Source organism: Williamsia soli, assembly GCF_017377795.1.
In the GTDB taxonomy this organism is placed as follows: Bacteria; Actinomycetota; Actinomycetes; order Mycobacteriales; family Mycobacteriaceae; genus Williamsia; species Williamsia soli.
This window is the reverse complement of sequence record NZ_JAFRDR010000002.1, coordinates 55,394-79,740: the sequence shown is the minus strand read 5'-3', so window position 1 is coordinate 79,740 and position 24,347 is coordinate 55,394. Positions and strand designations below refer to the sequence as shown.

Genomic DNA, 24,347 nt, shown 5'->3' with positions numbered 1-24,347 from the left:
CCATGACTCGAGGTGGCGGACCGTCGGCGTGCTCAGAGGTCGGTCTAACTCGGAAAGCTCTGCTTAGATTCACCCTTGACCGCGGCATCGAGCAGCGGGACCAGGTGCTCGATGATGTACATCTGACTGAGCGGGGTGAGGAAGTAGATCGCACCGGACAGGGTCGCGTCGGTGAACACGGCACGCTTGTCCTTGACCGCGTTCAGGTTTGCCACCGTCCCGAACTTCATCAGTTCATCGAAACCTTCCTGGGTTTCGGTGGCGAACAGGACCACATCGGCATCGATCAGGTCCGTGTTCTCGGCAGAGATCAACGCCTGGCTGTCGGGTTCGGGCACGAACTTCTCCAGTCCCGGCTTCATGACGAACCCGAGATCGGTGAAGAAGTCGGTGTTCAGACCGGCCGGGTATGTGTAGAGCGAGCCGTCGTAGGGCGCGCCCTGGGTGAACGTTGACGTCTTGCCCTCGAAGTCCGGGTGCTCCTCGCGGGCCTTCGCGTAGGCGTTCTCCACATCGGTGACGGCCTTGTCGCCGGCAGCGGATCGGCCGACCGCGTCGGCGATCAGCCGCGTCTGCGCTTGCCAGTTGGAGAAGTATGACGCCGCGCCCTTGACGCTCCCGACGGTGGGTGCGATCTGTTCGAGCTTGTCGTAATCCTCCTGCGTCATACCGGCGTTCGTGCCGATGATCAGATCGGGATCCAGGCCGGCGATCTTCTCGTACTCAAACCCGTCAGAGACCGAGAGGACCTCGGGCTTGTCGTCACCGAGGAGGTCATGCGCCCACGGCCAGGTCGCATCAGGCTGCTCTCCGTACCATTCGGTGACGGCGACCGGTTGGATCCCGAGCTGGAGCAGGATGTCCTGCTCGGTATAGCCGACGCTGACGACGCGCTTGGGCTCGGACTCGATGGTGGTAGAACCGAACTCGTGTTCCACGGTGATCGGGAAGGCGTCGGTCGGACCCGACGCCCCCGAACTCGACGAAGCGGACGAATCCGAGTCGTCGGACGAACACGCCGCCATCAATCCTGCTGACAGCGTCAGCGCGACAACCGCACTGAGCAATCGCACACCTCGTCGAGTACCGCGCCCGGAACGCGTTCGGGACCTGATCATCTTTTCTCCTCTATTGGTGATGCCGTGACCGCGGGGGCGTGGTGCCGCCCGATGGGGTAGACGACGGGGCTGCCCGCGACCGGGTCCACGCCGACCTGGACGTCCATGTCGAACACTTGCGAGATCACCTGTGGCGTCACGACATCGGTGGGCGTTCCGACGGCCACGATTTCACCCTTGCGCATCGCCACCAGCGTGTCCGCATAGCGGGCAGCAAGATTGAGGTCGTGCAGCACCACCACGACAGTGGTGCCGATGCTCCGATTCAGGTCGGTGATCAGATCGAGCACCTCGACCTGATGACTCATGTCGAGGAACGTCGTGGGCTCGTCGAGCAGCAGGATGTCGGTTTCCTGGGCCAGCGTCATCGCGATCCAGACCCGTTGGCGCTGCCCACCGGAGATCTCGTCGACATGCCGGTCCGCGAGGTCGAGTGTGCCCGTCGCCACGAGCGCGGCGGTGACCGCTTCCTCGTCGCGTGCCGTCCAGGTCCGGAACCAGCCCTGGTGCGGATAACGCCCCCTGGCAACGAGATCGGCGACCTTGATCTGGTCGGGCGCGATCGGCGACTGTGGAAGCAATCCGAGGATGGTGGCGACCTCTTTGGTCGGCATACTGTGTACGGCCTTGCCGTCGAGCACCACCTGCCCGAGCCGGGGTGAATGCAACCGAGCCATGGTCCGCAACAGAGTTGACTTCCCGCAGGCGTTCGCGCCGACGATCGCGGTGATCTGTCCCGGTCCGATCGCCAGCGCCAGGTCTTTTACGACGTCCCCGGCGCCGTAAGAAATCGTCAACTCTTCGACCCTCAGATCGTGGTCTCTGGTCACCGGAAGTCCTTTCGGGTCACGGCAGTCAATTGGCACCGCCGATCCGGTTCATCCGGATCAACAGCCAGATGAGATACGGCGCGCCGATGATGCCGGTGATCACACCGACCGGCAACGACTGCGACAAGAGATGTTGACCGACCATGTCCGAGACGACCACCAACACGGCGCCCACCAAGCCCGAAGAGATCAGTCCGCCGCCACTCTTGCCGGTCAGCAAGCCGGCGACGGGGCCGGCCATCAGCGCCACGAAGGCGATCGGACCTGCGGCAGCAGTTGCCACCGAGGCAAGAAGCACCGACGCCACAACAAGACTCAGCCGTGAGGTCTCGACCCGAAGCCCCAACTCCCGTGCTGAGTCGTCGCCGAGTTGCAGCGGTCGGATCCAGCGCGACAGCAGCAGGGCCATGGGTACCAGCACCACCAGACACCAGCCGAGAACGTGCATTCTCGACTCCGATGCATCGCTGAGAGATCCGGTGAGCCATCGCAACGCGACGGTGGCCTCGTAAAGCTTTGCGCGAGTAAGGAAATACGCGGTGAGACTCTCTCCTACGGCGGCGACACCGATGCCGATCAGGATCATCCGATACCCGGTCACCCCCTGGCTCCAGGAGAGTCCGTACACGAGCGCCGCCGCGCCGAGTCCGCCGACGAGTGCCCATACCGACAGCACATATCCGCTGGCCCCGAAGACGAGAATGGCCACGACCGCAGTCGCGCTCGCGCCGTAGGTGACACCGATGATGTCTGGGCTCGCAAGGGGATTGCGTACGAGCTGCTGCAGGATGGTCCCCGCCATACCGAAGGCGAGACCGACCATCACGGCCATGACGGCGCGGGGGAACCGCAGCTCCCCCACGATGAATGGCGCCGGGGAGTCCGCACTCAGACCCAACGCCACTCGCGCCACATCCGGGAGAGGTATCCACAGATCGCCCAGCGACAGTGACAGACAGAACGCCGCGGCGAGCAGCACCAGCAGGACCGCCACGATGCCGGACTCGCGGAGTCGACCCCGTCTGCGGACGAGTCGAACCTCGCGAATCTCACCGTCGCGGAGTTCGACAAGTCCGCCGAGAGCAGCGTATGTGCGGGCTCGGTCGGTGGTGGTCACAGTTGCGCCATCCGACTTCGGCGCACCAGGAAGATGAACACCGGGGCGCCGACGAGGGCCGTGATGATTCCCACCTCGATCTCACCGGGCCGCGCGATGAGTCGACCGATGGTGTCGGCGCCGACTATCAAGATCGCCCCGAGCACAGCCGAATACGGCAAGATCCATCGATGATCGGCGCCGACGAAAGTCCTGGCGACGTGCGGCACCGTCAAACCCACGAAGCTGATCGGGCCTGCCACTGCGGTCGCACCACCACAGAGCAGCACGATGACGAGCGCGCCCAGTCCCCTGGCGGCGCCGACCCGCTGGCCCAGTCCTCGGGCGACGTCGTCACCGAGTGCCAGTGCGTTGAGAAAGCGACCCATCGCCAGCGCGAGAATCAACCCGACCACCAAGAAGGGCAGCACCGCGAGCAACGTGGACATGTCGCGACCACTCAAGGAGCCGACCACCCAGAAGCGGTAGTTGTCGAAAGTCTTGGGGTCGAGCAACAACAACGCCGTCACCACCGAGGTGAAGGCCGCCGACAATGCGGCGCCGGCCAGCGCCAACTTGACCGGCGTGACCCCTTCGCGACCGGACGCCCCGATCGCGTATACGGCCAGCGACGCCACCGCTGCACCGAACAGGGCGAACCAGACGTACTCGCCGGCGGCGACCGCACCGAGGTATCCGATGCCGAGCACCACGAACAGGGAGGCGCCGCCGTCGACGCCGAGCAGGCCGGGGTCTGCCAGTGGGTTGCGGGTCAGTCCTTGCATCACCGCACCGCCCACCCCGAGCGAGACGCCGACCATCAGGCCGATGAGCGTCCGTGGCACCCGCTGATCCCGGATGACGAGGTGATCATTGCTGGTGGGGTCCATGTTGGTGAACGCGTGCCAGACCTCACCGAGAGGTACGGCGCGCGAGCCCAGGGCAATACTCGCGAGCATGACGATGACCAACACCAGTACCAGGGCCAACAGGATCGCGGTGTTGCGGCCGATGCGCTCGGTGGGTGGCGCATCGGCCGCGCGGGGCGACAGCGCGGACAGGGCAGACACAGGCACAAGTGCGAAGCCTAACCTAACTCCGCGCTACGAGGTGCACGGTCCGATCAAACCGTCGCCCCGGTCAGGCCGATGCCAAAATGACCCCTGCCTGAACGGTGAACCACCCCCGCCACTGATCAGCGGTCCACCCGCGATCTCGAACCAACATCAGCCAGATCCGCCTCGACGTCAGTGTCCACATACCGTCGACAACCTCGGCCGGCGGCTCGCTTCCGAGAATGAGCGACGTCGCCCAGTGCACTTCTTCCCACCGGGTGTTCTCGCGGTCCGCCAGCCTCGCGGCCGCTTCCACATCGGTGACGGCAGCCTGGTCGAGGACGTTCTGGATCCCGGCGGACCGCTCATGCGCGGAGCAGAGCCAGCGCGCGCCTGCGTCAATCCGAAGGCGCCTGTCCCCCATGCCCATCTGCCGGTATTCGGGCATGTCCCGGACCGGAATCGCCCTGCCGTCCGACAGCGCATTGTCGATACAGGCGTCTAGCAACGACAACTTCGAATCGAAATGTTGGTAGACCGTTTGACGGGTCAGCCCCGAGGTTTCGGCGACCTTCGCCATCGTGGTTGCGGTCCAGCCCTCGTCGACGAACATTCGCTGCGCGGTGTCGACGACGATCCGCCGGTTGGCCTGCGCCCGGGCTGTCCGCAGTTCGGATGAATAAGGGCGGGACATCGGATCACCCTATCCATTTTTGGGCTTACACAGTGTAATTTCAAAGTCTGAACCAACAGAGAGTGATCGCCATGACCGCCACTGACAAAGCCCTACGTATCCCCACCTCCCTCGGTTCGCTACATGTTCGGGTCGTCGGCAGCGGACCCCCGGCAGTGCTGTGGCACAGCATGTTTGTCGACTCGACGAGTTGGGACCGCGTCGCCGGCGAATTGGCTCGCCACCGCACCCTGCATCTGGTCGACGCACCGTCGGCGGGACGTAGCGATGCACTCGCCCAGGCAACCGACATCGCCGGTTGCGCCGCCGCAGCCACTGATCTGCTCGCTGCACTGGACGTATCGGGCGTGGACTGGGTCGGCAACGCCTGGGGTGGCCACGTGGGAATGCAGCTGGCAGCGACACAGGACATCATGATCCGGAGCCTGGTCGCCATCAGCGCACCGACCCATCCCATCGACGCCGGACTGCGCCGCAAGGTTCGGGCCCTGGCGCCACTGTATCGGCTGTTTGGTCCCAGAGGTCTGCCTCGCAGAGCGATCGAAGACACATTGTTCACCGATCGCACTCGCGCCGACGACCGAGAAGCCCTTGAGCTGCTGAAAGATTCGATGCGCCGGACGTCGAACGTTGCCATGGTCCGGGCCATCGAGACCGCCATTCTCAACCGGACAGACCTCTCGTGGGCGGCGCGGCAGATCACCTGCCCCACGCTCTTCGTGACCACCGACGACCGCGGAGAGTGGACACCGGACGAGGCGCGAGCTGTAGCCGAACGGATGGTCGACGCCCGCGAGGTGACCATCTCGGGCGCACGGGTCGTCCCGGCCATCGAGCGGCCGGCAGAGACCGCCGCGGCCATCACCGCGTTCTGGAATGCGCGGGGAGTCCGCGTCCGGGCCGACACGGTGTGACCCGTCGTCAACGGCGGCGGCCGTGGCGGTAGCGTTGGTGTTCATGTTGAGCAGCACCATCGAAATCGAGGCCGGTCACGGTGTCGCGGAAGCGTACGTAACCCGCCCGGATGACAGCGCTCGTCCCGGTGTCCTGTTCTACATGGATGCGCTGGGTCTGCGGCCGCGCCTGTTCGAGATGGCCGACCGGATAGCCGGGTGGGGATTCGTGGTCATGGTTCCCAACGCGTTCTACAGGCACGGCACCGTTGAGGACTTGGCGCCGCAGGGCGACCTGGGCGACCCCGAGTACCGCGAACAGTTCATGGGCGGAGCGATGGACCGAATCCGTTCACTCGGATCCGGTCTCGCGACTGCGGATGTCCACCAATACGTGGATCGCCTGCTCGAACTCCCAGACGTGACCGGTAACGGCATCGGTGTCACCGGCTACTGCATGGGCGCCGGCCTGGCACTGCGCACTGCAGGTTCCCGACCGGATGATGTGAAGGCAGCAGCAGGGTTTCACGGCGGCAATCTGGTCACCGACTCCCCTGACAGCCCGCACGTCGTCGCGACGCGCGCCCGGGCCCGGCTCTACTTGGGACACGCCGACAACGACCGGTCGATGCCACCGGACAAGATCGAAATCCTCGAGCAGGCATTCGACACCGCCGGACTGCTGTACACCTCCGAGGTGTATCCCGGAGCGCCGCACGGATACACCATGTCCGACACCGCGAGCTATCGAGTCGACGCCGCCGAACGACATTTCGACACGTTGGAGGGGTTGTTCCGCGAGAGTCTCAACCCCTGACTCGGTGGATTGCCGCGCAGGGCCCTCGCTGACGACCTAGGATTTCGTTGGTCGCGGTACCCCTGCGACGTCCGCAAACAATTCCCCGGTGGTGCCTGTGACCGCGTCAACTCCTGCTGTGCCGTCGCGGGGTATCGTCGCGATTCTGCTGATGGTGGTGCCTCTCAGCCAGATTCCGCTCGACATCTACACCCCGGCCCTGCCCGACATGGTCATCGACCTCGATTCGTCGAACGCCATGATGCAGAACACCGTCACCGCGTACATGCTCGGTATGAGCCTCGCACTCATCCCGGTCGGAATAATTGCGGACGCAGTCGGTCGGAAGAAGGTTCTGCTCACCTGCCTGGCGATCGTCATCGTGACGAGCCTCGGTTGCGCCGTCGCAGGAAGTGTGCCGGTCCTGCTGGGGCTCAGATTCCTGCAGGGCATCGGCGCCTGCGCATGCATGGTGCTTTCGTATGCCATTGCGGCCGACTGCTTTCGCGGTAGCCGGTTGACGTCGATCTCCGGCCTGCTCGGCGCCGCGTGGGGTCTCGCGCCGGTGCTCGCACCCGCCCTCGGAGGCGTTCTGGTGCAGTACATGTCCTGGCGCGCGATCTTCGCTCTGATCGCCGCTCTCGCCCTAGTCGTGGGATTGGTGGTCGCCGTCGCACTTCCCGAAACGCTTGTCGCCGAGAACCGCGCTCGCATCGACGTCGCGGCCACCGGCACAGTCCTCGCCGGAGCACTACGAAACCGGGTGTTCGTCAGCTTGATCCTGGTGTTCGGTCTGATGGCCGCGGCACAGCTGGTGTTCGGTGTCATCGGGCCCTTTCTCTATCAGGAGCAGCTCGATTTCTCCCCCGCCGCATACGGACTGGTCGCGCTGATCGTCGGGGGCGCGAATCTCATCGGTGAGCTCGCATGCAGTGCACTGGCAGCACGGACAACTCCCCGACAACTCGCGATCGGAGCGTGGGTCGTATTCGTCGCCGGAGCACTGGTTCTGCTGGTCTCGGCCGCCACGATCGGACCGAGCGCGTGGGCGATCACCCTCGGCGCCTGCCTGGCGCTGGCCGGATGCGGTGTCCTGTGCCCCCAGATGTACGGCCTCGGACTCGGTTTGTTCTCACGCAACCTGGGATTGATCGGCGGAGTCATCAGTGCCGGTTGTTATCTCATCGTCAGCGTCGCGATGGCCGGGGCCGGAATCTTGCCGGAGAACTCGCAGGCGCCGCTGGGTTGGCTGTACCTCGGAATCGGACTCGGGGCAGGAGTTTTGTTGATGTGGACCACATCGGCCAGAAGGCTGGCCGCTGCTGCAGCATGAGACGTTGGGCAGAATGGTTCGCATGCCCACCCTCTTGCACATCGACTCGTCCGCAGACACGACATCGTCGACCTCCCGCGAACTGACCGGCCTGTTCGCCCAGACGTGGCTGACCGCCGGCGGCGATCGTTCGGTGGTCTACCGCGACCTGCATCGCGATCCGGTGCCTCATCTGTCGGATGCGGGTCTGCACTACGCGCCCCGGCTCCGGACCCCCACCGAGTCGCCCAGCCCTGAGGCCGAGGCCCGGCAGCAGGAACTCATCGCCGAGGTCACCGCCGCCGACGCGCTGGTGATCGGCGCACCCATGTACAACTGGTCGATCCCCTCATCCCTCAAGGCATGGATCGATCACCTCCACGTACTCGGGACCACGGCCCCGTTCGACACCCCGGACCAGCCGTTCGCGGGCAAGCCGGTGATCATCATCTCCTCGCGAGGCCTCACCTATGGGCCCGGCGCCAAAGACGAGGGCCTCGACCACACGGTCCCGCCCTTGGTTCAGGTCTTCGGGAAAGCGTTGGGGATGGCGGTTGAGGTCGTGACCGCCGACCTCACCCTCGTGGGGCGGATCGCTCCGCTCGCCCCCTTCACCGAGCAGGCCGCCGCCGGCGCCGAGGCGACCCGGGCACGTGTGATCGAGTTGGCTCGCTCAGGGAAGTAGTTCGCGCACGGCATCGAGCGTGTCCGCCTCAGCCGGGGTCTTGTCCGGCCGATACCTCAGGACCCGCGCGAAGCGCAGTGCCACCTTGCCCGGGTAGCGGGTGCTGACCTGGGCTCCGTCCAGTTCGATCTCGACGACGAGCACCGGTTTCAGATACACGGTGTGATCATCTCGGGTGCGCTCGTGTTTCGGGAACTCCTCGGTCTGCCAACGGAGCAGCTCATCGGTTAGGCCTTTGAACGTCTTGCCCACCATGATCGGTTCGCCACCGTCGGGGTCGCGGGCACCGAGGTGGAGGTTCGACAGGTACCCGGTGCGTCTGCCGTAGCCCCATTCGGCGCCGAGCACGATCAGATCCAGGGTGTGTTCGGGTTTGACCTTCTGCCAGGACTTTCCGCGACGGCCCGCCGCGTAGACGGAGTCGAGTGCCTTGATCATGATGCCCTCATGTCCGGCCGCCAACGCATCATCGAGGTGTGTCTCCGTTGCTGCCAGATCCGGCCGGAGCAACGACGGGATGCGGTGGCCCGGCGCCACCCGATCCAGCGCCTCCAGCCGACGCGACAACGGCTCGTCGAGGAGGTCGACACCGTCGAGGTGGATGCAGTCGAAGAAGTATGGCTGAAGCAGGAGTTCACGCTCCGAGCTCGCGCCGAAGCGACTCATCGTTTCCTGGAAGGGACGGGGCTTGCCTGAGTCGGTCAGCGCCAGGGTCTCGCCGTCCAAGACCACGGAATCGCACGGCAGCGCTCGGACGAGCTCCACCAACTCGGGAACGCGTTCGGTGATCTCGTTCAGCGTCCGTGTGTAAACGGAGACGTCGTCGCCGTTGCGGTGCACCTGGATTCGCGCGCCGTCGAGTTTGTACTCGACGCTGACATCCCCTCCGAGCGCTGCGTGGGCGTCGGCGAGTGATGTCGCCGGCGACGCCAGCATCGGACGGACCGGACGACCGACTTCGAGCTGAAAGTCCGCCAGGGCTTCGGCGCCACCGATGATCGCCGCGGAGGCCGTGGCAGGGAGTCGACCCGACAACATGAATGCCCGACGGACCACGTCGAGAGGTAGACCCGCGGCCTTGGCGATCGCGTCCGTCATCACACCTTCGAGCGCACCATGTCGGATCTCGCCGGTGAGCAACCGGATCAAGAACTCCTGCTCGTCGACCGTGGCGTTCGACATCAGGTCCGTCAGCAACTCCTTGCGACGCGCCACCGACCCTGCACCCGAGGTCTCCGCCAGTGCTGACAGATACCGGTCGACATCGGAGACCGTCCATGTCGGTTCGGCGGCAGCGGAGGCCTTGGCGCCGACCAGGGTTCGCCATCCGATCCCCATCCGACCCTGCAGCGTCTCCCCTGCGAGCCACGCAACGACCGGCTCGACATCCACCGGTTCGGCACCACGGATGAGCTCGGCGATGGCTTCTGTTTTCGACTTTCGCGAACGCGTCGCCGCAACGGCCGAACTCGCGATCACCACATCTGCAAGGAGCACCCGTCCACGGTATCGGCCGGGACCGACACCGAGACGATTCCGCCACAATCTCCGCGCAAACGGACTTCAGCGGGCGGCCATCGCCGCGCGGCACCTACTGTGGAAAACATGGCCACCATCGCGGACACGATCGTCGACATCATTCACGCTTCGGGCGTCAAACGGGTCTATGGCCTGCCTGGCGACTCACTCAACGGATTCACCGACGCCCTTCGGCGGGCGGGCACCGTCACCTGGGAACACGTCCGGCACGAGGAGGCCGCGGCGTTCGCAGCGGCGGCCGATGCCGCGCTGACCGGTGAGCTCGCTGTCTGCGCGGGTAGTTGCGGTCCGGGCAATCTGCACCTCATCAACGGCCTGTTCGATGCCAACCGTAGTCGGGTGCCGGTCCTGGCCATCGCCGCGCAGATACCGGCGTCTGAGATCGGAAGCACCTACTTCCAGGAAACCCACCCCGAACACCTCTTTGACGAATGCAGCGTCTACAACGAACTCGTCAGTGTCCCAGAACAATTGCCGCGTATTCTGGAGATCGCGATGCGCACCGCCATCGAGAAGCGCGGCGTGGCCGTCGTGGTCATACCCGGCGAGATCTTCTTGCAGAAGAGTGCAGGCCGGCGCCCCTCGGCACCGATTCGCCACATACCCCGCATCACCCGGCCCACGGACGAGGGTCTTCGCGAGGCCGCGGCCGTCCTCAATGCTGCGCAGAAAGTCACCATCCTCGGTGGCGCCGGTGTCGAGGGTGCCCACGCGCAGCTTCTGGCCGTCGCCGACACCCTGCAGGCACCCGTGGTCCATGCACTACGGGGCAAGGAGTTCATCGAATACGACAATCCCTTCGACGTGGGAATGACGGGCCTGCTCGGGTTCTCCTCCGGCTACCGCGCCATGGAGAAGTGCGACACGCTCCTGATGCTGGGCACCGACTTCCCCTACCAGCAGTTCCTCCCCAGCAAGGCCAAGATCATCCAGATCGACATCCGCGGCGAACAGCTGGGACGACGGACTCCCATCGACGTCGGGTTGGTGGGCAGCGTCAAGGACACCATCGATGCACTGCTGCCGCTGTTGACCAAACATTCCGATTCGAGCCATCTGCAGGCCTCGGTGGCGCACTATCGCAAGACTCGAACCGAGCTCGACGGCCTCGCCACCAACGACGGCAACAAACGGCCGATCCATCCCCAATACCTCGCCCGACTGCTCGACGAAAATGCCTCCGACGACGCAGTTTTCATCCCCGACGTGGGCTCTCCCGTTGTCTGGGCGGCCCGGTACCTGACGATGAACGGTCGCCGACGACTCATCGGGTCGTTCGCGCATGGCACGATGGCCAACGCCGTCCCGCACGCCATCGGCGCGCAGACCGCGTTTCCCGACCGTCAGGTCGTCGCATTCTCCGGTGACGGCGGACTGGCAATGTTGCTCGGCGAACTACTGACGATCCGACAGAACAAACTGCCCGTGAAGATCGTGGTGTTCAACAACTCGTCCCTGAACTTCGTCGAACTCGAGATGAAAGCCGCAGGCATCGTCAATTTCGGCACCGAACTCGACAACCCGGACTTCTCGAAGGTCGCGCAGGCGCTCGGTATCCATGCCATCCGGGTCGAAGAACCCGACCAGCTCGAGTCCGCCGTGAAGGACGTCTTGAGCCATGGGGGTCCGGCGCTCCTCGATGTGGTCACCGCCCGTCAGGAGTTGTCGATACCGCCGACCGTTACGGCGGCGCAGGCGAAGGGTTTCACCCTCTACGCCTTGCGGACCATCATGTCGGGACGTGGCGACGAGTTGATGGATCTGGCCGATACCAACGTGTTTCGCCGCTTGTTCGACTGAGCGCCGACAAACCCAGGTCCTCCAGGCAAACTCAGGTGTTGCAACACCTGGGTGTTCCCGGAACGCCTGGGTTTGTGGGGTCGTCCTGGGTCAGGTAGCGGACGCAGGTGCGGTACCCACATCGACCCCGGCACCACGGCCCCGGGGCTGCCACCCGGGCGGACCGAAGATGTAGCCGAGCTTGTCTTTCACCGATTGCGATCCGCGGACGTCGGCGGCGATCGCCGCATACTCGCGCGTCTCGAGTCGCCAGATGTTGAACGTGTCGACAGGCTTGGTCAGGCCATAGGTCGGGCGTTGCAGCTCTTTCTGGAATGTCCCGAAGATCCGGTCCCAGACGATCAGGATCCCGCCGTAATTCCTGTCGAGATATTTCTGATCACGGCCGTGGTGAACCCGGTGATGCGACGGTGTGTTGAAGACGAACTCGAAGGGCCGCGGAAGATGACCGATACGTTCGGTGTGAATCCAGAACTGGTAGACGAGGCTCAGCGAGAACGCGAAGAACACCATCCATGGCGGCACTCCGAGCAGCGGCAACGGCAACCACATGAGGATCTCGCCACTGTTGTTCCACTTCTGGCGCAGAGCGGTGGAGAAGTTGAAGTATTCGCTGGAATGGTGGGCCTGATGGGTCGCCCAGATCAGCCGGACCCGATGAGCCGTGCGGTGATAGAAGTAGAACAGGATGTCGACGCCGACCAGCGCAATGACCCAGGTGTACCACTGGTCGGAAGGCAACTGCCATTGCGCCACGTAGGCGAAGAGCGCCGCGTAGCCGACTAGTGCGAGGCCTTTCCACACCGCCATCGTGACGATGGACACCAGCCCCATCGAGATACTCGCCCTGGCATCCGCGGCGCGGTACGCACCGGGTCGCGGTCGTCCTCGGTCATCTGGCCGGTCGGTGTTCTCGCGGTGTTCGAGGAACCGGGCCGCCACGGACTCGATGACGAGCAGCAGGATGAAGAACGGGATGGCCAGCGCAACCGGATCCCGCAATGGCTGGGGCAATGTGTCGAACGCCGATACGAGAGGGTCCACGTCAACTCCTTCATGCAGGTCAGCCACGACCCGTCTCGAACACGTTACACCGGCATCACTTCTGTAACCCGGCGTTGGTACGAGAGCGTACCAGCATCGGCCGCCGCGCCTTGGCACCATGGACGACGTGAACATTCGCCTGGTTGCCACAGACCTCGACGGCACACTCCTCAACTCCGCCCGTGCGGTCAGTCCCCGATCGGCGGCGGCCATGGCCGCAGCCGCCGAGGCAGGGATCATCGTGGTCTGGGCGACTGCTCGAGCGAAACATTCGGTGCACGCACTCGCCACCACGTGCGGGTTTCACGGGATCGCAGTGGCCGCCAACGGCGCGGTTGTCATCGACCTTGCCGACGGCACGCCGAATATCGTTGACGTGCAACCACTCACGGCCGACGTCGCCCGGGCCGCGACCGAACGGGTAGGCCAGCTCGTTCCCGGCACCGTGTTCGCCACCGTCGGTCCGACGAGGTTCATCGCTGATCCCGGGTACGCAGCCCTGTGCGTTTTCACCGATCACCATCGCGACCCGGGCACGATGGAGCGTTCCGATGCAGCATCGCTCGACGACGAACCCATCGTGAAGATCGTCGCAAGGCATCCTGACATCGCAAGCGAGATTCTCTTCCGCCGCGTCCAGGCGGCGGGGATGCCGGAGGTCACGCCGACCCATTCGGGCGCGCCCTATCTCGAGATGGCGGCTCTCGGCGTCTCCAAGGCGTCCGCCCTGGCCCGGCTGTGCGCTCGATGGGACATCGACCGGTCCGAGGTCGCGGCGTGCGGCGATGCCATCAACGACCTTCCGATGCTCAACTGGGCCGGCCAGGCGCTGTGCCCGGCGAATGCCAGTGTCGACGCGCTCGCGGTCGCCGACCACGTCTTGCCCAGCAACGACGACGACGGTGTCGCCACGTACCTCGAGTCACTGATCACAGCCATCACGGCGGTGGAGCGGCCGGCGGGTCACACCCGATAGTTCCGGGCACCGATCATCGGACATCAGGACCTCCTGATCTCTTAGCGTGGTTCGCATGGAACGTTGGAACCGCGCAATGGACGCCATCGAGGACAACCTCGAGGGCTCGATCGACGTGCCAGAGCTCGCGCGCTTGGCACTGACGTCGGAGTATCACTTCAGACGGGTGTTCTCGGCGCTCGCCGGTATGTCGTTGTCGGACTACATCCGCAGGCGACGGCTGACCGTCGCGGCCGCAGCTGTGGTCGCCGGCGAGGAGCGCCTCATCGACATTGCCACCCGATACGACTACACCTCGACCGACGCCTTCACCCGGGCCTTCAAACGCATGCACGGCGTCGGCCCGGCCGAGGCACGACGAGCGGGCGCGCATCTGCGCTCGCAGCCACGCCTTTCATTTCACCTCACCATCGAGGGGAGCAACGACATGCACTACCGCCTTGTCCAGAAGGACGCCTTCCGTCTGGTCGGCTTGCGAATCCGGGTGCCGCTGGTGTTCACCGGCCCCAACCCGGCGATCATCGACTTCGAGCGCAACTTCCCCGCCGACGTCGATCACTTCCTCGCCGAGCTGAGCGATCAGGACCCCGCCGGAACACTCGCCGTGTGCACTGACTTCGATGAAACACGGGCCGAGGGTACGGAAATCGACTACTACCACGCGGTGGCCACCTCGCGGCCCGTCCCTGAGGGCCTCGACTCTCTCGAGGTCGCCGCCGGACTGTGGGTGGTCTTCGAATCGTCAGGCCCCCTGCCGGAGTCGCTTCAGCAGCTCTGGCCGGCGGCCTATTCGGAGTGGTTTCCGGCCAACCCTTTTCGACTCGTCGCAGGGCCGGAGATCGTTCGTGTACGGCTCTCGGACGACAAGCAGTCGGGTACGGGCGAACTGTGGTTGCCGATCGAGTCGGCCGACGACCGCAGTCCGGCGGCGATCAGCTGAGGAACTCGCGGCCACCGAGCGCGGCGGCGAGTTGGGTTGCCTCGCCGACCCCGACGTCGACCACGTGGTAGGCCTTCTCCCCCGATGCCGTGGTCGCCGTGACGGTCGCCAGGCCGAGCCTGCGCTGAAAGATCGACTGCTGCACGGACGCCGCGCTGACCCCGCGCAGCTGAACGGCGTCGAACCGGCGTAGGAAGAATCCCCGCCGACTGAACAGGTAACCGTCTTCGATCCGATGGCCCAGGCCGCGATAGTTGCCGAGCGCCGCCGGGAACAGAAGCACGGCTGCCAGAACCGGGATCGCGACCAGGGCGATCGGCAAGTGCCAGTACCACACTGCGACCGCGAGGCCCGCCGCCACGCCCAGTGTCGGTGACTCGTAGTGGAACAAGATGCGCCGCAGGGCCGCTGGTGGGTGCCGGTGCAGCCAGCCTGTTCGGAGCCTGTCCTCGGAGAGGACGGTCTCGCCCAGCAGTGTGTTCGCCAGGGACACCGGAATGTCGCGGGTGGTCGTCGGCACGAGCACCCCCGATTCCTGGTTCTGCTGTTCGGCGCTGACGCCGGTGAGGATGGGCAGCAACCGCGCACCGCGCAACACCCTGGTGGTCAGGGCCTCCGCCACGGTCACGCCCCGTAGTCGAAATTGATCGACGGTGAAGGAACGAGTTGTCAACAGACCCCGCGTCGCGACGAATCGACCGCGCTGCTCATGCACCAGGGTGTAGTTCCACCAGGATTCGACGAACACCGCTGCCGCGCCGACGATGCCGACCAACACGAAGCAACCGACCGTGGTGAGCAGCCACAGCCCCCAGGAGACGCGGTCCAGATACTCTGAGAAGTACCAACCGACGTACGTGTCGGGGCTGCGGCCGAGAAACTGCATGCCCTGATAAACGAACCCGAAGATCGCGGTGGGCGCAACCACCGACCACACTCCGACGATCGAATAGAGCATCCAGGCCCACCGGATCCGGAGTACGGCGGGCGACGACGCCTCTACCCCACTCCGGGGTATTTCTGCTGCGTCCTCGAATGATTCTCTGTTGCCCTGTCTTCCGGCGGCGGCGAGGAGTTCGGCCCGTAGCGAAGCGGCAACCGGCATGCGCACCGCGTCGAGCTGCAGCCCCGAGTCGCCGGCTCCCACCTGCTGCCCGGTGCCGATGGTCACGATTGCCAGCGAGAACAGCCGCAGAATCGGTTTCGCGGTGATGTCGACGGTACGGATACGGTGCAGCGGAACCCTGCGGACTCGTCGCACCAACAGCCCCGAGGTGATCTGGAGCTCGGTCACGGTGATCCGGTACCGAAACCTGACGTACCGCAAGATGTAGAAGCAGGGAACGGCGACCGCCACTGCGGTCAACGCAACGAACGTCCCGGAGACCGACGAATCTCTTTGTCCCAGAAAGACCCATGCAAAGGCCACTGGACCGACCATGACGAGCATTCGGGTGAGCGCGGCGCCGATCATCCGGCTGTCGAGACGCTGCCACGGGACGTCGGAGGGCAGCTTCTCCAGGGAAACGAGCGACGCCACGGCGGGATCGCCGGTCACGTCGCGTCCCCGACCGTGCTTTCCGTTGCCACCGTCAGTTCGGCCACGAGGTCGTCGGCGACCATCTGGTCGAGACCTTGGATCACGATCTCGCCGTGCGCTGACGCCGTCGTGACCGATACCTGGGCCAGGCCCAGCAACTGGTGCAGCGGATTTCGTTTGGCCTCGACGGACTGGATGCGGGAAAGCGGCGCCACCTTCCACTCCCGGGACAACCACCCGGTCTTCGCGTACACGGCGGTACCACTGGCTTCCCAGCGATGGACCCGGTACCGCAGGAACGGCATGGTCACCGTCCACCCGAGCAGAGTTCCGCCGACGACCGCGGCGGCGATCAGGAAAGCCGGGCGGACACCCGCCCAGATGAGTGCCGGAGCGATCAGCGCGGCCACCGCGAGCGTCAACACGCACAGACACTCGAGGAGCCAATACCAGCGTGACCGCGGATCAATCCGATTGCGTGGTGGCCTGGGTTCTGTGGCGCGCAACGCCGAATCAGCGGACGTCACCGCGTCGCCCAGCATAGGTGCTGCATCACAGGAAATTCAGGACGTCGTCGCCCCACGCCTCACGCAGGTCTCGATCGAGATCGTCGATCACCGAGTCCTGCCTGTCGATCACAAGGGTTGCTCGATGTTCACGCTCGTAGGGGAACCAGTCCGGATCTCCGGGCAGTCCGCGTGGATGCCCGTCGACTGCAAAAGAGACCCAGCGGTTCTGCAGGCGCGCCGACAGTGCCTTGCCCACCTTCAACCCACCGAGTTTGAACGTGATGTCTTTGCGACCCATCACAAGATTGCCCCACACGTATGGCAATTCGGTCGCATGTGTCGCTCCGACGCGGAGCGCACGCAACATCGGTGTCGCCCAATCGAATCGGTAGAGGTATACCGGCGCCACCGCGCTGTGGGCCTCGGCGAGCCAGATCGTCGGCATGCGGAAGCCGATGTCCCGGGCGACGGCGAGGCCGGCCGCCTTGAGTTTCATACCCGAATAGGCCGAGCCGATCTCGGCTTCGCTGGGGAGTTTGAGTTCGGGCTGTTCTGCGGCGATCTCGGTGAACATCGCTCTGATGGCATCCGGCGTGATCGGCATCAGCGGCGACTTCATCCACTTGAACAGCGCAGCCTCGTCCTTGTTCGTACCGATGATGAGCGGCACCGGATGCGACTGTCCGGCCCGGAACGCTGCCAGGGGATAATCGGGCAGCAGGTCGCGATCGACGGTAGGTGCGAATGCGAGCGTTCCGGGCGCCGTGGCCGGGACGTCGCTGAACAACTCCAAACCCGCGGCGACGATCTTGGCGACGGGCAGATCCTGGAGGGTCCCGACATCCCCTTCATCGATGCCGAGCAGCCCCAGAAAAGTCGTGGCGACCCGCTTGGCACGCGCACTGTCGTACACCGAAGTCGCGGGCGCACTCTGGGCTATCGCACGAGCGAACAGGCCTCGTGCTGCGGGAACGGTCAACATGGTCGTGACAATCGACCCCCCGGCGGACTCACCGAACAGGGTCACGCGGTCGGGGTCCCCTCCGAACGCTGCGATGTTGTCCCGAACCCACTCCAGAGCCAGGATGAGGTCGCGCAGTGCCAGGTTCGAGTCGAACCGGTGTTCGTCGGTGCTGAATCCCGACAGATCGAGGAATCCCAATGCGCCGAGCCGGTAGTTGACGGTGACCACGATGACGTCGCCATCGGACACCAGCGCACGGGCATCGTAGAGCGGCTGGCTCGACGACCCGAAGATGTATGCACCGCCGTGCACCCACACCATCACCGGTTTGGCGTCCCCGGCGACCACCGCGGACGCCGCCGACACGTTGAGGCTCAGACAGTCCTCGTTCTGGACGATGCCCTCACCGAGCCTGATCACCGGGTTGCTCGGCTGCGGCGCGACCGGACCGAAGACGCCGGTGTCAGCCACCTCGGTCCACGGCTCGGGGCGCACCGGGGCACGCCACCGCAGCTCCCCCACCGGCGCCGCTGCATAACGAATCCCCCGCCACGACTTGGTGATCCCGTCGTCGAGTCCGCGGACCGGTCCATTGGTGGTCTCCACCACGCTGCCATCGTCTGCCATCTCGAAGTTCTCCCTGCCGCCGAAGTGGGCTGTGTTGCCACACTAACGAAGGTCGGCGGGAATGCCGCGAGACGACCGGCGCGTTGACCACGACTGTGTGTCGTCGACAGGCGGCCCGGTCCACCTGCGAAAGGACTATCGACAATGAGCAACAAGATCTGGTTCATCACGGGCACTTCCCGTGGATTCGGCCGCGAGTGGGCGATAGCAGCCCTCGAACGCGGGGACAAGGTCGCTGCGACAGCACGCAACACCGCGTCGCTGGGCGACCTCGTCGACAGGTACGGCGATTCGATCCTGCCGATCGAGCTCGATGTGACCGACCGCGACGCCGATTTCGCAGCTGTGGCCGGCGCCCACGAGCACTTCGGCCGCCTCGATGTGGTGGTGAACAACGCCGGATATGGCCAGTTCGGTTTCATCGAAGAACTCAGTGAGTCCGAAGCCCGCGACCAGATCGAGACCAACGTGTTCGGCGCGCTCTGGATCACCCAGGCAGCACTGCCGTTTCTGCGGGCACAGCGCAGCGGCCACATCATCCAGGTGTCGTCGATCGGCGGCATCAGCGCCTTCCAGAACGTCGGCATCTACCACGCCTCCAAGTGGGCCCTCGAGGGCTTCTCGCAGGCCCTGTCGCTGGAGGTCGAGTCGTTCGGGGTTCACGTCACCCTGATCGAACCCGGCGGGTTCGACACCGACTGGGGTGGCTCGTCCGCCAAGCACGCGACACCGCTCGACGACTACGCCGACGCACACCAGGCAGCAGCGGAAGCTCGCAAGAAGCGCACGTCCGTGCCCGGCGATCCGCAGGCGTCGGCGCGCGCGATCCTGAAAGTCGTGGACGCCGAGAAACCGCCACTGCGGGTGTTTTTCGGTGCTGCGCCGCTCGACATCGCCAAGGCTGACTACGCGAGCCGGTTGCAGACGTGGGAGGAGTGGCAGCCGGTCGCCGTCGAAGCCCAGGGCTGACCGAGCCGGACGCCGCGTGCTGACGCACAATGATCGGCGTGGCAAGTGATGATCGCGGACCGGCAGCGAATGCGGTCGGTTCCGGACTGTCGATCGGCCCGGGGCCGACCACTCGGCTCACATCGTCGAGGACCTCTGTGTCGCCGCGGGCGCTGCAGTTCCTCTCCAAGGAATCGGGCAGCGCCGGATTGTTGCTCGCCGCGACCGTCCTGGCGTTGGCGTGGGCGAATGTTCCGGGCACCGGGTATGACTCGTTCTGGCACACCGAGGTGGTGCTCCAGATCGGTTCATGGTCGACGGCACTGGATTTCCAGCACATCGTCAATGACGCGGCGATGGCCATCTTCTTCCTGGTTGTCGGCTTGGAGATCAGCCGCGAGGTCACGGTCGGCGAGCTCACCGATCGCCGCACGGTGATCGTCCCCGTGCTCGGCGCAATCGGCGGTCTGGTGCTGCCCGCCCTGATCTACTTGGCCTTCCAACCCACGGGCCCCGCCGCGGCGGGCTGGGGTATCCCGATCTCGACCGACACCGCCTTCCTGCTCGGCATCTTGGCGCTGTTCGGTCCGCGATGTCCCGATCAGATCCGGTTGTTCCTGCTGACCCTGGCGATCGTCGACGACATCGGCGCAATCACCGTCATGGCGATCTTCTACACCGACGACGTGTCTCTGCCGGCCCTCGGTGTGGTCGTCGTGCTGATCGCGGTTCTGGTGTTCATGCGCTGGGCGCGCATGTGGACGCTGCGGCCCTACATCCTGGTGGGCATCGCGTTGTGGTGTGCGGTCTTCGAATCGGGACTCCATCCCACGCTGGCCGGCGTCATTCTGGGCGTGATCATCCCGACCGCAGCAGTCGAACCCGAACAGCGCGAGCGAGTTCGTGCTTACGGCCGCCTGGCCATACAACGCGCGGACGCCACCCGTGCGCGGTTGGCGTCGGCAGCGGTCCGGGCGACGGTTCCCGCGAACGAGCGTCTCCAGGACTCATTGCACCCCGTGAGCGCACTGGTGGTGGTCCCCTTGTTCGGTCTGGCCAATGCCGGCGTGGCGCTGAACGCGGATGCCTTGAGTGCGGCATCCAGCTCGTCGGTGACAATCGGCATCATCGTGGCGTTGGTCGTCGGCAACGGTGTCGGGATCTCGATCGCTGCGGGACTGGCACTCAAGTTCGGGCTGGGATACCTGCCCGGCCAGGTCCGCTACGGACACCTCATCGGCGGCGCGGTGCTCGCCGGCATCGGATTCACGATCTCCCTGTTCATCACCGACCTCGCCTTCGACGACCCGGTGCTGCAGCAGGACGCGAAGATCGGTGTGCTGGTCGGTTCTGCCATCGCGGCCATCCTGGGGTCGGTGTTGCTGCGTTATCTCGGTGAGCGGCTTCCGTTGTGCAGTCTCGCTGACGCCGACAACCCGCCGAGCCTGCCCGTCGGTCCGTGGATTGACCCCACCCTCCGGTGACGTCCCGCGCACGCCTAAGCAGAGCCGGTGGCCTTGCGTAAGGCTTCGAGCTCCACCTCGCCGGCGTACCGGACGTCGTCGATGAACAGGCTAGGGGTCCCGCGGACACCCTCGCCGACTCCCCTGTTGTAATCCGCTTCGACCGCCGCCCTGTAGGGCTGTGCCGCCAGGCCGATCACCGAATCGACCACCCCGGCCCGGTACGCGTATTCCGCGAGGTGTGAGTCGTCGAGATGGTTCTGGTGGGCGAACAGCTCGTCGTGCATGTCCCAGAACCGTTGTCCGGACGCCTCGGCCGCCAGGGCCGCGGTGAGCGCGAACGGGTGCACCTCGAACAGAGGGAAGTGTCGGAAGATCAGACACGTACGGCCCTTCGACTCGTCCATCACCTTTTTGAGGATCGGAGCCGCCGCCTGGCAGTACGGACATTCGAAATCGCCGTATTCGACGATACGAACGGGTGCGTCGGGGTGCCCGTAGAGATGCCGATCGGGATCGATGTCGCTCATCCGAACATTGTCACAAATTCCGGGCCCGGTTGAATTGCAGTCAGCTACGCGCCGTGGACGATTGGCTCGATCAGTTTCGAGGGTTCTGGGCACCGAGGCTCGCCGCTCTCGACACCGAGATCGCACGTGGAAAACGAGCTCGAAGACCTCAGACCGAGGAGAAGAGATGACCGACCAGGACCTCACCACCACTGCAAACGGGCAACTCGACGCAGTGACCCGGAGCCTGACCACGACCGACAACGGTAGGACCTTCAGTATCGTTGCCGGTCTGAGTCAGAGCTACGACACCGACATCGATGACTTGTGGCAAGCGTGCACCACAGCCGACCGACTGGCACGCTGGTTCGCACCTGTCACCGGGGACTTGGAACTCGGCGGCACGTACCAGATCGAGGGCAACGCCGGCCATCGAGCACGGCGCCGACGTCGCAGCGGATCGCTGGACTGAGTACGGTCCAGGTTCAGTCGGCATCGGTTGGGACCTGGGCCTACTGGGCCTGGCACACCATCTCGAGACGGGAGCTTCGGCACCCGCGGAGAGTACGGAGTGGGCACAGACCGAGCAGGCGCAGCACTTCATGTCCGACAGCAGCAGGCGGTGGGCAGACGCCGCGGTGGCTGCCGGCACTCCCGAGGCGCTCGCCCGGGCGTTCGAGATGCGTACGACAGCGTTTTACCTCGGTACCGAAGGAGACGGAGCGTAGCGGAGCTCGACCAGAGAGGTGTGACGGAGCGTAGCGGAGCTCGACCAGAGAGGTGTGACGGAGCCGTAGCGGAGCTCGACCAGAGAGGTGTGACGGAGCCGTAGCGGAGCTCGACCAGAGAGGTGTGACGGAGCGCAGAGCGAGTCCCGCCGGCCATAGACTGGCGTGATGTCAGCATCAGGGTCGGACGCAGCGCAGATTCGGCGACTACGCGAGGCGCTTGCCGCGGCCGAGGCAGCTCTGGACAGTCTCATCGCTGGACTGGCCGCCTCCCCTGATACGGATACGCGGTCAGAGGAGGCGGCGATGCAGCGAACGGAAGAGCGCGCGGCCGCCCTTGCCGAGGACATCGACCGACTACGCGGGGAGGTCGAACAGTTCAGGGGCAATGCCTGACGCGGCCCTGCTCGCCGTCGAGACGATCAGCGGAGTGCGGGCACCACTTCCGTTTCGAAGAGTTCGATGCCCGACAGATCGTAAGCAGCCTCGGGGAAGTAGAAGATGCCGTAGGACATCCCCTTCTCCTTGAGCACCGACAGTTTTTCGATGATCTGTTGCGGAGTACCGACTCCGGGCAGGTCCCGGAACGCTCCCAGCGCCGCCTCGGCCTTCTCCGCTCCGACATGCGGGGTCAGGCGCTCCACCAAGGTCGCCAAACGCTGCTCGACCTCGGCTTCGGTTGACCCGATGGCCACGTTGTAATTGGCAGAACGCACGATCGCGCCGAAATCGGTACCGACTGTATCGCAGTGCGCACGCAGGATCTCCGACTTCTGAGTGAAGCCCTCGGGGGTGCCGTCGAAATTGGTGTATTGCGCGTACTTCGCCGCGATCTTCAACGTCACCTTCTGTCCACCGCCCGCGATCCAGATCGGAATTCCGCCATCCTGCAACGGAAGTGGACGGCAGATGGCGCCATCGACCTGGTAGTGCTTGCCGTCGAGCGTCGCGACGCCAGTGGTCCAGGCCTGCCTCATGATCTGCACACCTTCGTCGAGGCGCCCCAAACGCTCTCCAGCCGAGGGGAATCCGTAACCGTAAGCGCGCCATTCATGCTCGTACCACCCGCCGCCGATACCCATCTCGACCCGCCCGCCGGAGATCAGATCTGTTGTCGCTGCCACTTTGGCAAGGTAGGCCGGGTTGCGGTAACTCATCGCAGTGCACATCTGGCCGAGCCGTATCCGTGAGGTCGATGCCGCGAGCGCCGACATGAGAGTCCAGGCCTCGTGCGTGGCCTCCTCGGTGGGCGCCGGGACTGTGTGGAAATGGTCGTAGACCCACAGTGAGTCCCACGCGCCCTGATCCGCTCGCACCGAGAAATCACGCATCACCGCCCACTGATCTGCGGGGTCGATACCGACCAGGTCCAAACGCCAGCCCTGAGGAACAAACAATCCGAATCGCATGGGCTCGATTCTAGACTCGGGTCAGCTACGGCCCTGGTCGCAGCAGGTCTCGGCGGCCGGTCAGGCCTCGGCGAGTTCGGCGAGTTGCCGAGTGACCGTCCCCCAGCCGTCCTGAAATCCCATCTCGTCGTGCATGTTTCGATCAGCGATGTCTTTGTGCATGGCGGTGGCTGTGTATTCGGTGCCGTCCGGGTGTTCCGCGAACGTGATGGTGGCCGTCATGAAGGGGTGTAGAGCTGGACGCCATCCGCCGATCAATGCAGTGGTGAACACGATGCGTTCGAGATGATCTACCACGAGGAAGCAACCATCGATATGCGGCGAGAAATCACCACCGCTCTCTCGTATCTCGGTCCTGAAGTCGCCGCCGGGTCGCAGGTCGAAACCCGCCACCTTGCATTCGGCTGGGGCCGGGACCCACCATTGCTCGAACTTTGCGGGCTCGGTCCAGGCGGACCACACTGCGGCACGCGGTGCCCGGATGATGCGCGAGACCACCAGGTCGCGCTCGGTGTCGATGGATGTGGTCATTGGTTGCACTCCTCTGCTCTTGTGACAAATGTTTCGAGCCGGTCGGTCCGGCCCTCCCAGATCGCGCGCTGCTCCGCAAGCCACGACTCGGCGACCTCGAATCGCCGCTTCTCGATCACGCACATGCGAACCCGCCCGGCCTTCTCTGTGCGAATCCAGCCACTCGCCTCCAGCTGCCGGATGTGCTTCATGAAAGACGGCAGCGCCATGTCGAACGGTCCGGCGAGTTCACTGATGCTTGCCGGCCCCTGACCGAGGCGGCCCAGTACCGCACGACGGGTGGGGTCCGCTAGCGCCTGGAAAACGCCGTTCAACTCCTGCTGATACTGAGCCATAAGGAA

The 24,347-nt window shown here is 64.9% G+C and carries 26 protein-coding genes; 12 read left to right on the top strand and 14 right to left on the bottom strand.

Going from position 1 to position 24,347, the window contains the following annotated elements; translation table 11 throughout:
- Window positions 1-44 precede the first annotated feature (44 nt).
- The 5 genes from J3S28_RS04905 to J3S28_RS04885 all read right to left on the bottom strand — a co-directional run bounded on the left by J3S28_RS04905 (window position 45) and on the right by J3S28_RS04885 (window position 4,793).
- Window positions 45-1,118: an ABC transporter substrate-binding protein gene (locus tag J3S28_RS04905; protein WP_207838361.1), complete on the bottom strand. Its 1,074-nt coding sequence runs from the start codon at window positions 1,116-1,118 to the stop codon at window positions 45-47.
- Entirely contained in the window at window positions 1,115-1,948 is an 834-nt protein-coding gene (locus J3S28_RS04900) for an ABC transporter ATP-binding protein (protein WP_207838358.1), read from the bottom strand. Before J3S28_RS04900 ends, J3S28_RS04905 begins: the two co-directional genes overlap by 4 nt.
- Window positions 1,949-1,973: 25 nt before the next feature.
- On the bottom strand, window positions 1,974-3,065 hold the full coding sequence (locus tag J3S28_RS04895; RefSeq protein ID WP_307796853.1) for a FecCD family ABC transporter permease: 1,092 nt from the start codon (window positions 3,063-3,065) through the stop codon (window positions 1,974-1,976).
- Window positions 3,062-4,120 (bottom strand): FecCD family ABC transporter permease, encoded by a 1,059-nt coding sequence (locus tag J3S28_RS04890; protein ID WP_307796852.1) that lies wholly within the window; start codon window positions 4,118-4,120, stop codon window positions 3,062-3,064. Before J3S28_RS04890 ends, J3S28_RS04895 begins: the two co-directional genes overlap by 4 nt.
- A 64-nt stretch (window positions 4,121-4,184) precedes the next feature.
- Window positions 4,185-4,793, bottom strand: coding sequence for a TetR/AcrR family transcriptional regulator (locus tag J3S28_RS04885; protein WP_207838355.1), 609 nt, complete (start codon window positions 4,791-4,793; stop codon window positions 4,185-4,187).
- 71 nt (window positions 4,794-4,864) lie between these two features.
- Between J3S28_RS04885 and J3S28_RS04880 the strand changes: the two genes are divergently transcribed.
- The 4 genes from J3S28_RS04880 (at window position 4,865) to J3S28_RS04865 (ending at window position 8,479) form a co-directional block, all read left to right on the top strand.
- Entirely contained in the window at window positions 4,865-5,707 is an 843-nt protein-coding gene (locus tag J3S28_RS04880) for an alpha/beta fold hydrolase (protein ID WP_237341117.1), read from the top strand.
- 43 nt (window positions 5,708-5,750) lie between these two features.
- Window positions 5,751-6,503: a dienelactone hydrolase family protein gene (locus tag J3S28_RS04875; protein WP_207838352.1), complete on the top strand. Its 753-nt coding sequence runs from the start codon at window positions 5,751-5,753 to the stop codon at window positions 6,501-6,503.
- Between the two features lie 88 nt (window positions 6,504-6,591).
- Window positions 6,592-7,815, top strand: a complete 1,224-nt coding sequence (locus J3S28_RS04870) for a multidrug effflux MFS transporter (RefSeq protein ID WP_307796850.1) — start codon at window positions 6,592-6,594, stop codon at window positions 7,813-7,815.
- A 22-nt stretch (window positions 7,816-7,837) separates the two neighbouring features.
- A complete protein-coding gene (locus J3S28_RS04865) occupies window positions 7,838-8,479 on the top strand; it encodes an FMN-dependent NADH-azoreductase (protein WP_207838349.1) in 642 nt (213 codons plus the stop codon).
- Here J3S28_RS04865 and J3S28_RS04860 read toward each other — a convergent pair.
- Window positions 8,468-9,976 (bottom strand): ATP-dependent DNA ligase, encoded by a 1,509-nt coding sequence (locus tag J3S28_RS04860; protein ID WP_207838346.1) that lies wholly within the window; start codon window positions 9,974-9,976, stop codon window positions 8,468-8,470. The genes J3S28_RS04865 and J3S28_RS04860 overlap by 12 nt on opposite strands.
- 108 nt (window positions 9,977-10,084) lie before the next feature.
- On the opposite strand from J3S28_RS04860, the gene poxB reads away from it, so the two are divergent.
- A complete protein-coding gene (gene poxB / locus J3S28_RS04855; protein WP_207838343.1) occupies window positions 10,085-11,818 on the top strand; it encodes a ubiquinone-dependent pyruvate dehydrogenase in 1,734 nt (577 codons plus the stop codon).
- 90 nt (window positions 11,819-11,908) lie between these two features.
- Here poxB and J3S28_RS04850 read toward each other — a convergent pair whose 3' ends face one another.
- Window positions 11,909-12,862, bottom strand: coding sequence for a sterol desaturase family protein (locus tag J3S28_RS04850; protein WP_307796849.1), 954 nt, complete (start codon window positions 12,860-12,862; stop codon window positions 11,909-11,911).
- Window positions 12,863-12,980: 118 nt separating this feature from the next.
- On the opposite strand from J3S28_RS04850, the gene J3S28_RS04845 reads away from it, so the two are divergent.
- Window positions 12,981-13,838, top strand: a complete 858-nt coding sequence (locus J3S28_RS04845; protein ID WP_207838337.1) for an HAD family hydrolase — start codon at window positions 12,981-12,983, stop codon at window positions 13,836-13,838.
- A 55-nt stretch (window positions 13,839-13,893) separates the two neighbouring features.
- The gene (locus tag J3S28_RS04840; protein ID WP_207838334.1) at window positions 13,894-14,778 is read left to right on the top strand and encodes an AraC family transcriptional regulator; all 885 of its coding nucleotides are present in this window, start codon (window positions 13,894-13,896) and stop codon (window positions 14,776-14,778) included.
- Here J3S28_RS04840 and J3S28_RS04835 read toward each other — a convergent pair.
- The 3 genes from J3S28_RS04835 to J3S28_RS04825 all read right to left on the bottom strand — a co-directional run bounded on the left by J3S28_RS04835 (window position 14,771) and on the right by J3S28_RS04825 (window position 18,418).
- Window positions 14,771-16,336, bottom strand: coding sequence for a PH domain-containing protein (locus tag J3S28_RS04835; RefSeq protein WP_207838332.1), 1,566 nt, complete (start codon window positions 16,334-16,336; stop codon window positions 14,771-14,773). The genes J3S28_RS04840 and J3S28_RS04835 overlap by 8 nt on opposite strands.
- Window positions 16,333-16,743: a PH domain-containing protein gene (locus J3S28_RS04830; RefSeq protein WP_207838325.1), complete on the bottom strand. Its 411-nt coding sequence runs from the start codon at window positions 16,741-16,743 to the stop codon at window positions 16,333-16,335. Before J3S28_RS04830 ends, J3S28_RS04835 begins: the two co-directional genes overlap by 4 nt.
- Window positions 16,744-16,870: 127 nt before the next feature.
- Entirely contained in the window at window positions 16,871-18,418 is a 1,548-nt protein-coding gene (locus tag J3S28_RS04825) for a carboxylesterase/lipase family protein (RefSeq protein WP_207838324.1), read from the bottom strand.
- A 144-nt stretch (window positions 18,419-18,562) separates the two neighbouring features.
- On the opposite strand from J3S28_RS04825, the gene J3S28_RS04820 reads away from it, so the two are divergent.
- Together J3S28_RS04820 and nhaA are read left to right on the top strand one after the other, a co-directional pair.
- Entirely contained in the window at window positions 18,563-19,387 is an 825-nt protein-coding gene (locus tag J3S28_RS04820) for an SDR family oxidoreductase (protein ID WP_207838323.1), read from the top strand.
- 38 nt (window positions 19,388-19,425) lie between these two features.
- Entirely contained in the window at window positions 19,426-20,850 is a 1,425-nt protein-coding gene (gene nhaA, locus J3S28_RS04815; RefSeq protein WP_307796846.1) for a Na+/H+ antiporter NhaA, read from the top strand.
- Between the two features lie 14 nt (window positions 20,851-20,864).
- Here the strand turns inward: nhaA and J3S28_RS04810 are convergent, their stop codons facing one another.
- Window positions 20,865-21,359: a DsbA family protein gene (locus tag J3S28_RS04810; RefSeq protein ID WP_207838321.1), complete on the bottom strand. Its 495-nt coding sequence runs from the start codon at window positions 21,357-21,359 to the stop codon at window positions 20,865-20,867.
- 166 nt (window positions 21,360-21,525) lie between these two features.
- On the opposite strand from J3S28_RS04810, the gene J3S28_RS28240 reads away from it, so the two are divergent.
- From J3S28_RS28240 to J3S28_RS04800, 3 genes are all read left to right on the top strand, one after another.
- Window positions 21,526-21,810 (top strand): SRPBCC domain-containing protein, encoded by a 285-nt coding sequence (locus J3S28_RS28240; protein WP_237341115.1) that lies wholly within the window; start codon window positions 21,526-21,528, stop codon window positions 21,808-21,810.
- Between the two features lie 130 nt (window positions 21,811-21,940).
- Window positions 21,941-22,066 carry a hypothetical protein gene (locus J3S28_RS28550; RefSeq protein ID WP_272874137.1) on the top strand — a complete coding sequence of 42 codons (126 nt, stop codon included), beginning with the start codon at window positions 21,941-21,943 and terminating at the stop codon, window positions 22,064-22,066.
- A gap of 168 nt (window positions 22,067-22,234) precedes the next feature.
- Window positions 22,235-22,462 carry a hypothetical protein gene (locus J3S28_RS04800; protein ID WP_207838320.1) on the top strand — a complete coding sequence of 76 codons (228 nt, stop codon included), beginning with the start codon at window positions 22,235-22,237 and terminating at the stop codon, window positions 22,460-22,462.
- A gap of 26 nt (window positions 22,463-22,488) precedes the next feature.
- Here J3S28_RS04800 and J3S28_RS04795 read toward each other — a convergent pair whose 3' ends face one another.
- From J3S28_RS04795 to J3S28_RS04785, 3 genes are read right to left on the bottom strand one after another with little or no spacing between them, the layout of a single operon-like run.
- A complete protein-coding gene (locus J3S28_RS04795) occupies window positions 22,489-23,475 on the bottom strand; it encodes an LLM class F420-dependent oxidoreductase (protein ID WP_207838319.1) in 987 nt (328 codons plus the stop codon).
- Window positions 23,476-23,535: 60 nt separating this feature from the next.
- A complete protein-coding gene (locus J3S28_RS04790; protein WP_207838318.1) occupies window positions 23,536-24,006 on the bottom strand; it encodes an SRPBCC family protein in 471 nt (156 codons plus the stop codon).
- Complete coding sequence (locus J3S28_RS04785; protein WP_207838317.1) at window positions 24,003-24,341, bottom strand: ArsR/SmtB family transcription factor; 339 nt, start codon at window positions 24,339-24,341, stop codon at window positions 24,003-24,005. Before J3S28_RS04785 ends, J3S28_RS04790 begins: the two co-directional genes overlap by 4 nt.
- Window positions 24,342-24,347 lie beyond the last annotated feature (6 nt).

Coding starts and splice junctions, on each gene's coding strand:
- J3S28_RS04905 (WP_207838361.1), bottom strand. CDS start 1,118: ATGATCAGGTCCCGAACGCGTTCCGGGCGCGGTACTCGACGAGGTGTG.
- J3S28_RS04885 (WP_207838355.1), bottom strand. CDS start 4,793: ATGTCCCGCCCTTATTCATCCGAACTGCGGACAGCCCGGGCGCAGGCC.
- J3S28_RS04880 (WP_237341117.1), top strand. CDS start 4,865: ATGACCGCCACTGACAAAGCCCTACGTATCCCCACCTCCCTCGGTTCG.
- J3S28_RS04875 (WP_207838352.1), top strand. CDS start 5,751: ATGTTGAGCAGCACCATCGAAATCGAGGCCGGTCACGGTGTCGCGGAA.
- J3S28_RS04865 (WP_207838349.1), top strand. CDS start 7,838: ATGCCCACCCTCTTGCACATCGACTCGTCCGCAGACACGACATCGTCG.
- poxB (WP_207838343.1), top strand. CDS start 10,085: ATGGCCACCATCGCGGACACGATCGTCGACATCATTCACGCTTCGGGC.
- J3S28_RS04845 (WP_207838337.1), top strand. CDS start 12,981: ATGGACGACGTGAACATTCGCCTGGTTGCCACAGACCTCGACGGCACA.
- J3S28_RS04840 (WP_207838334.1), top strand. CDS start 13,894: ATGGAACGTTGGAACCGCGCAATGGACGCCATCGAGGACAACCTCGAG.
- J3S28_RS04825 (WP_207838324.1), bottom strand. CDS start 18,418: ATGGCAGACGATGGCAGCGTGGTGGAGACCACCAATGGACCGGTCCGC.
- J3S28_RS04820 (WP_207838323.1), top strand. CDS start 18,563: ATGAGCAACAAGATCTGGTTCATCACGGGCACTTCCCGTGGATTCGGC.
- J3S28_RS04810 (WP_207838321.1), bottom strand. CDS start 21,359: ATGAGCGACATCGATCCCGATCGGCATCTCTACGGGCACCCCGACGCA.
- J3S28_RS28240 (WP_237341115.1), top strand. CDS start 21,526: ATGACCGACCAGGACCTCACCACCACTGCAAACGGGCAACTCGACGCA.
- J3S28_RS28550 (WP_272874137.1), top strand. CDS start 21,941: ATGTCCGACAGCAGCAGGCGGTGGGCAGACGCCGCGGTGGCTGCCGGC.
- J3S28_RS04800 (WP_207838320.1), top strand. CDS start 22,235: ATGTCAGCATCAGGGTCGGACGCAGCGCAGATTCGGCGACTACGCGAG.
- J3S28_RS04795 (WP_207838319.1), bottom strand. CDS start 23,475: ATGCGATTCGGATTGTTTGTTCCTCAGGGCTGGCGTTTGGACCTGGTC.
- J3S28_RS04790 (WP_207838318.1), bottom strand. CDS start 24,006: ATGACCACATCCATCGACACCGAGCGCGACCTGGTGGTCTCGCGCATC.
- J3S28_RS04785 (WP_207838317.1), bottom strand. CDS start 24,341: ATGGCTCAGTATCAGCAGGAGTTGAACGGCGTTTTCCAGGCGCTAGCG.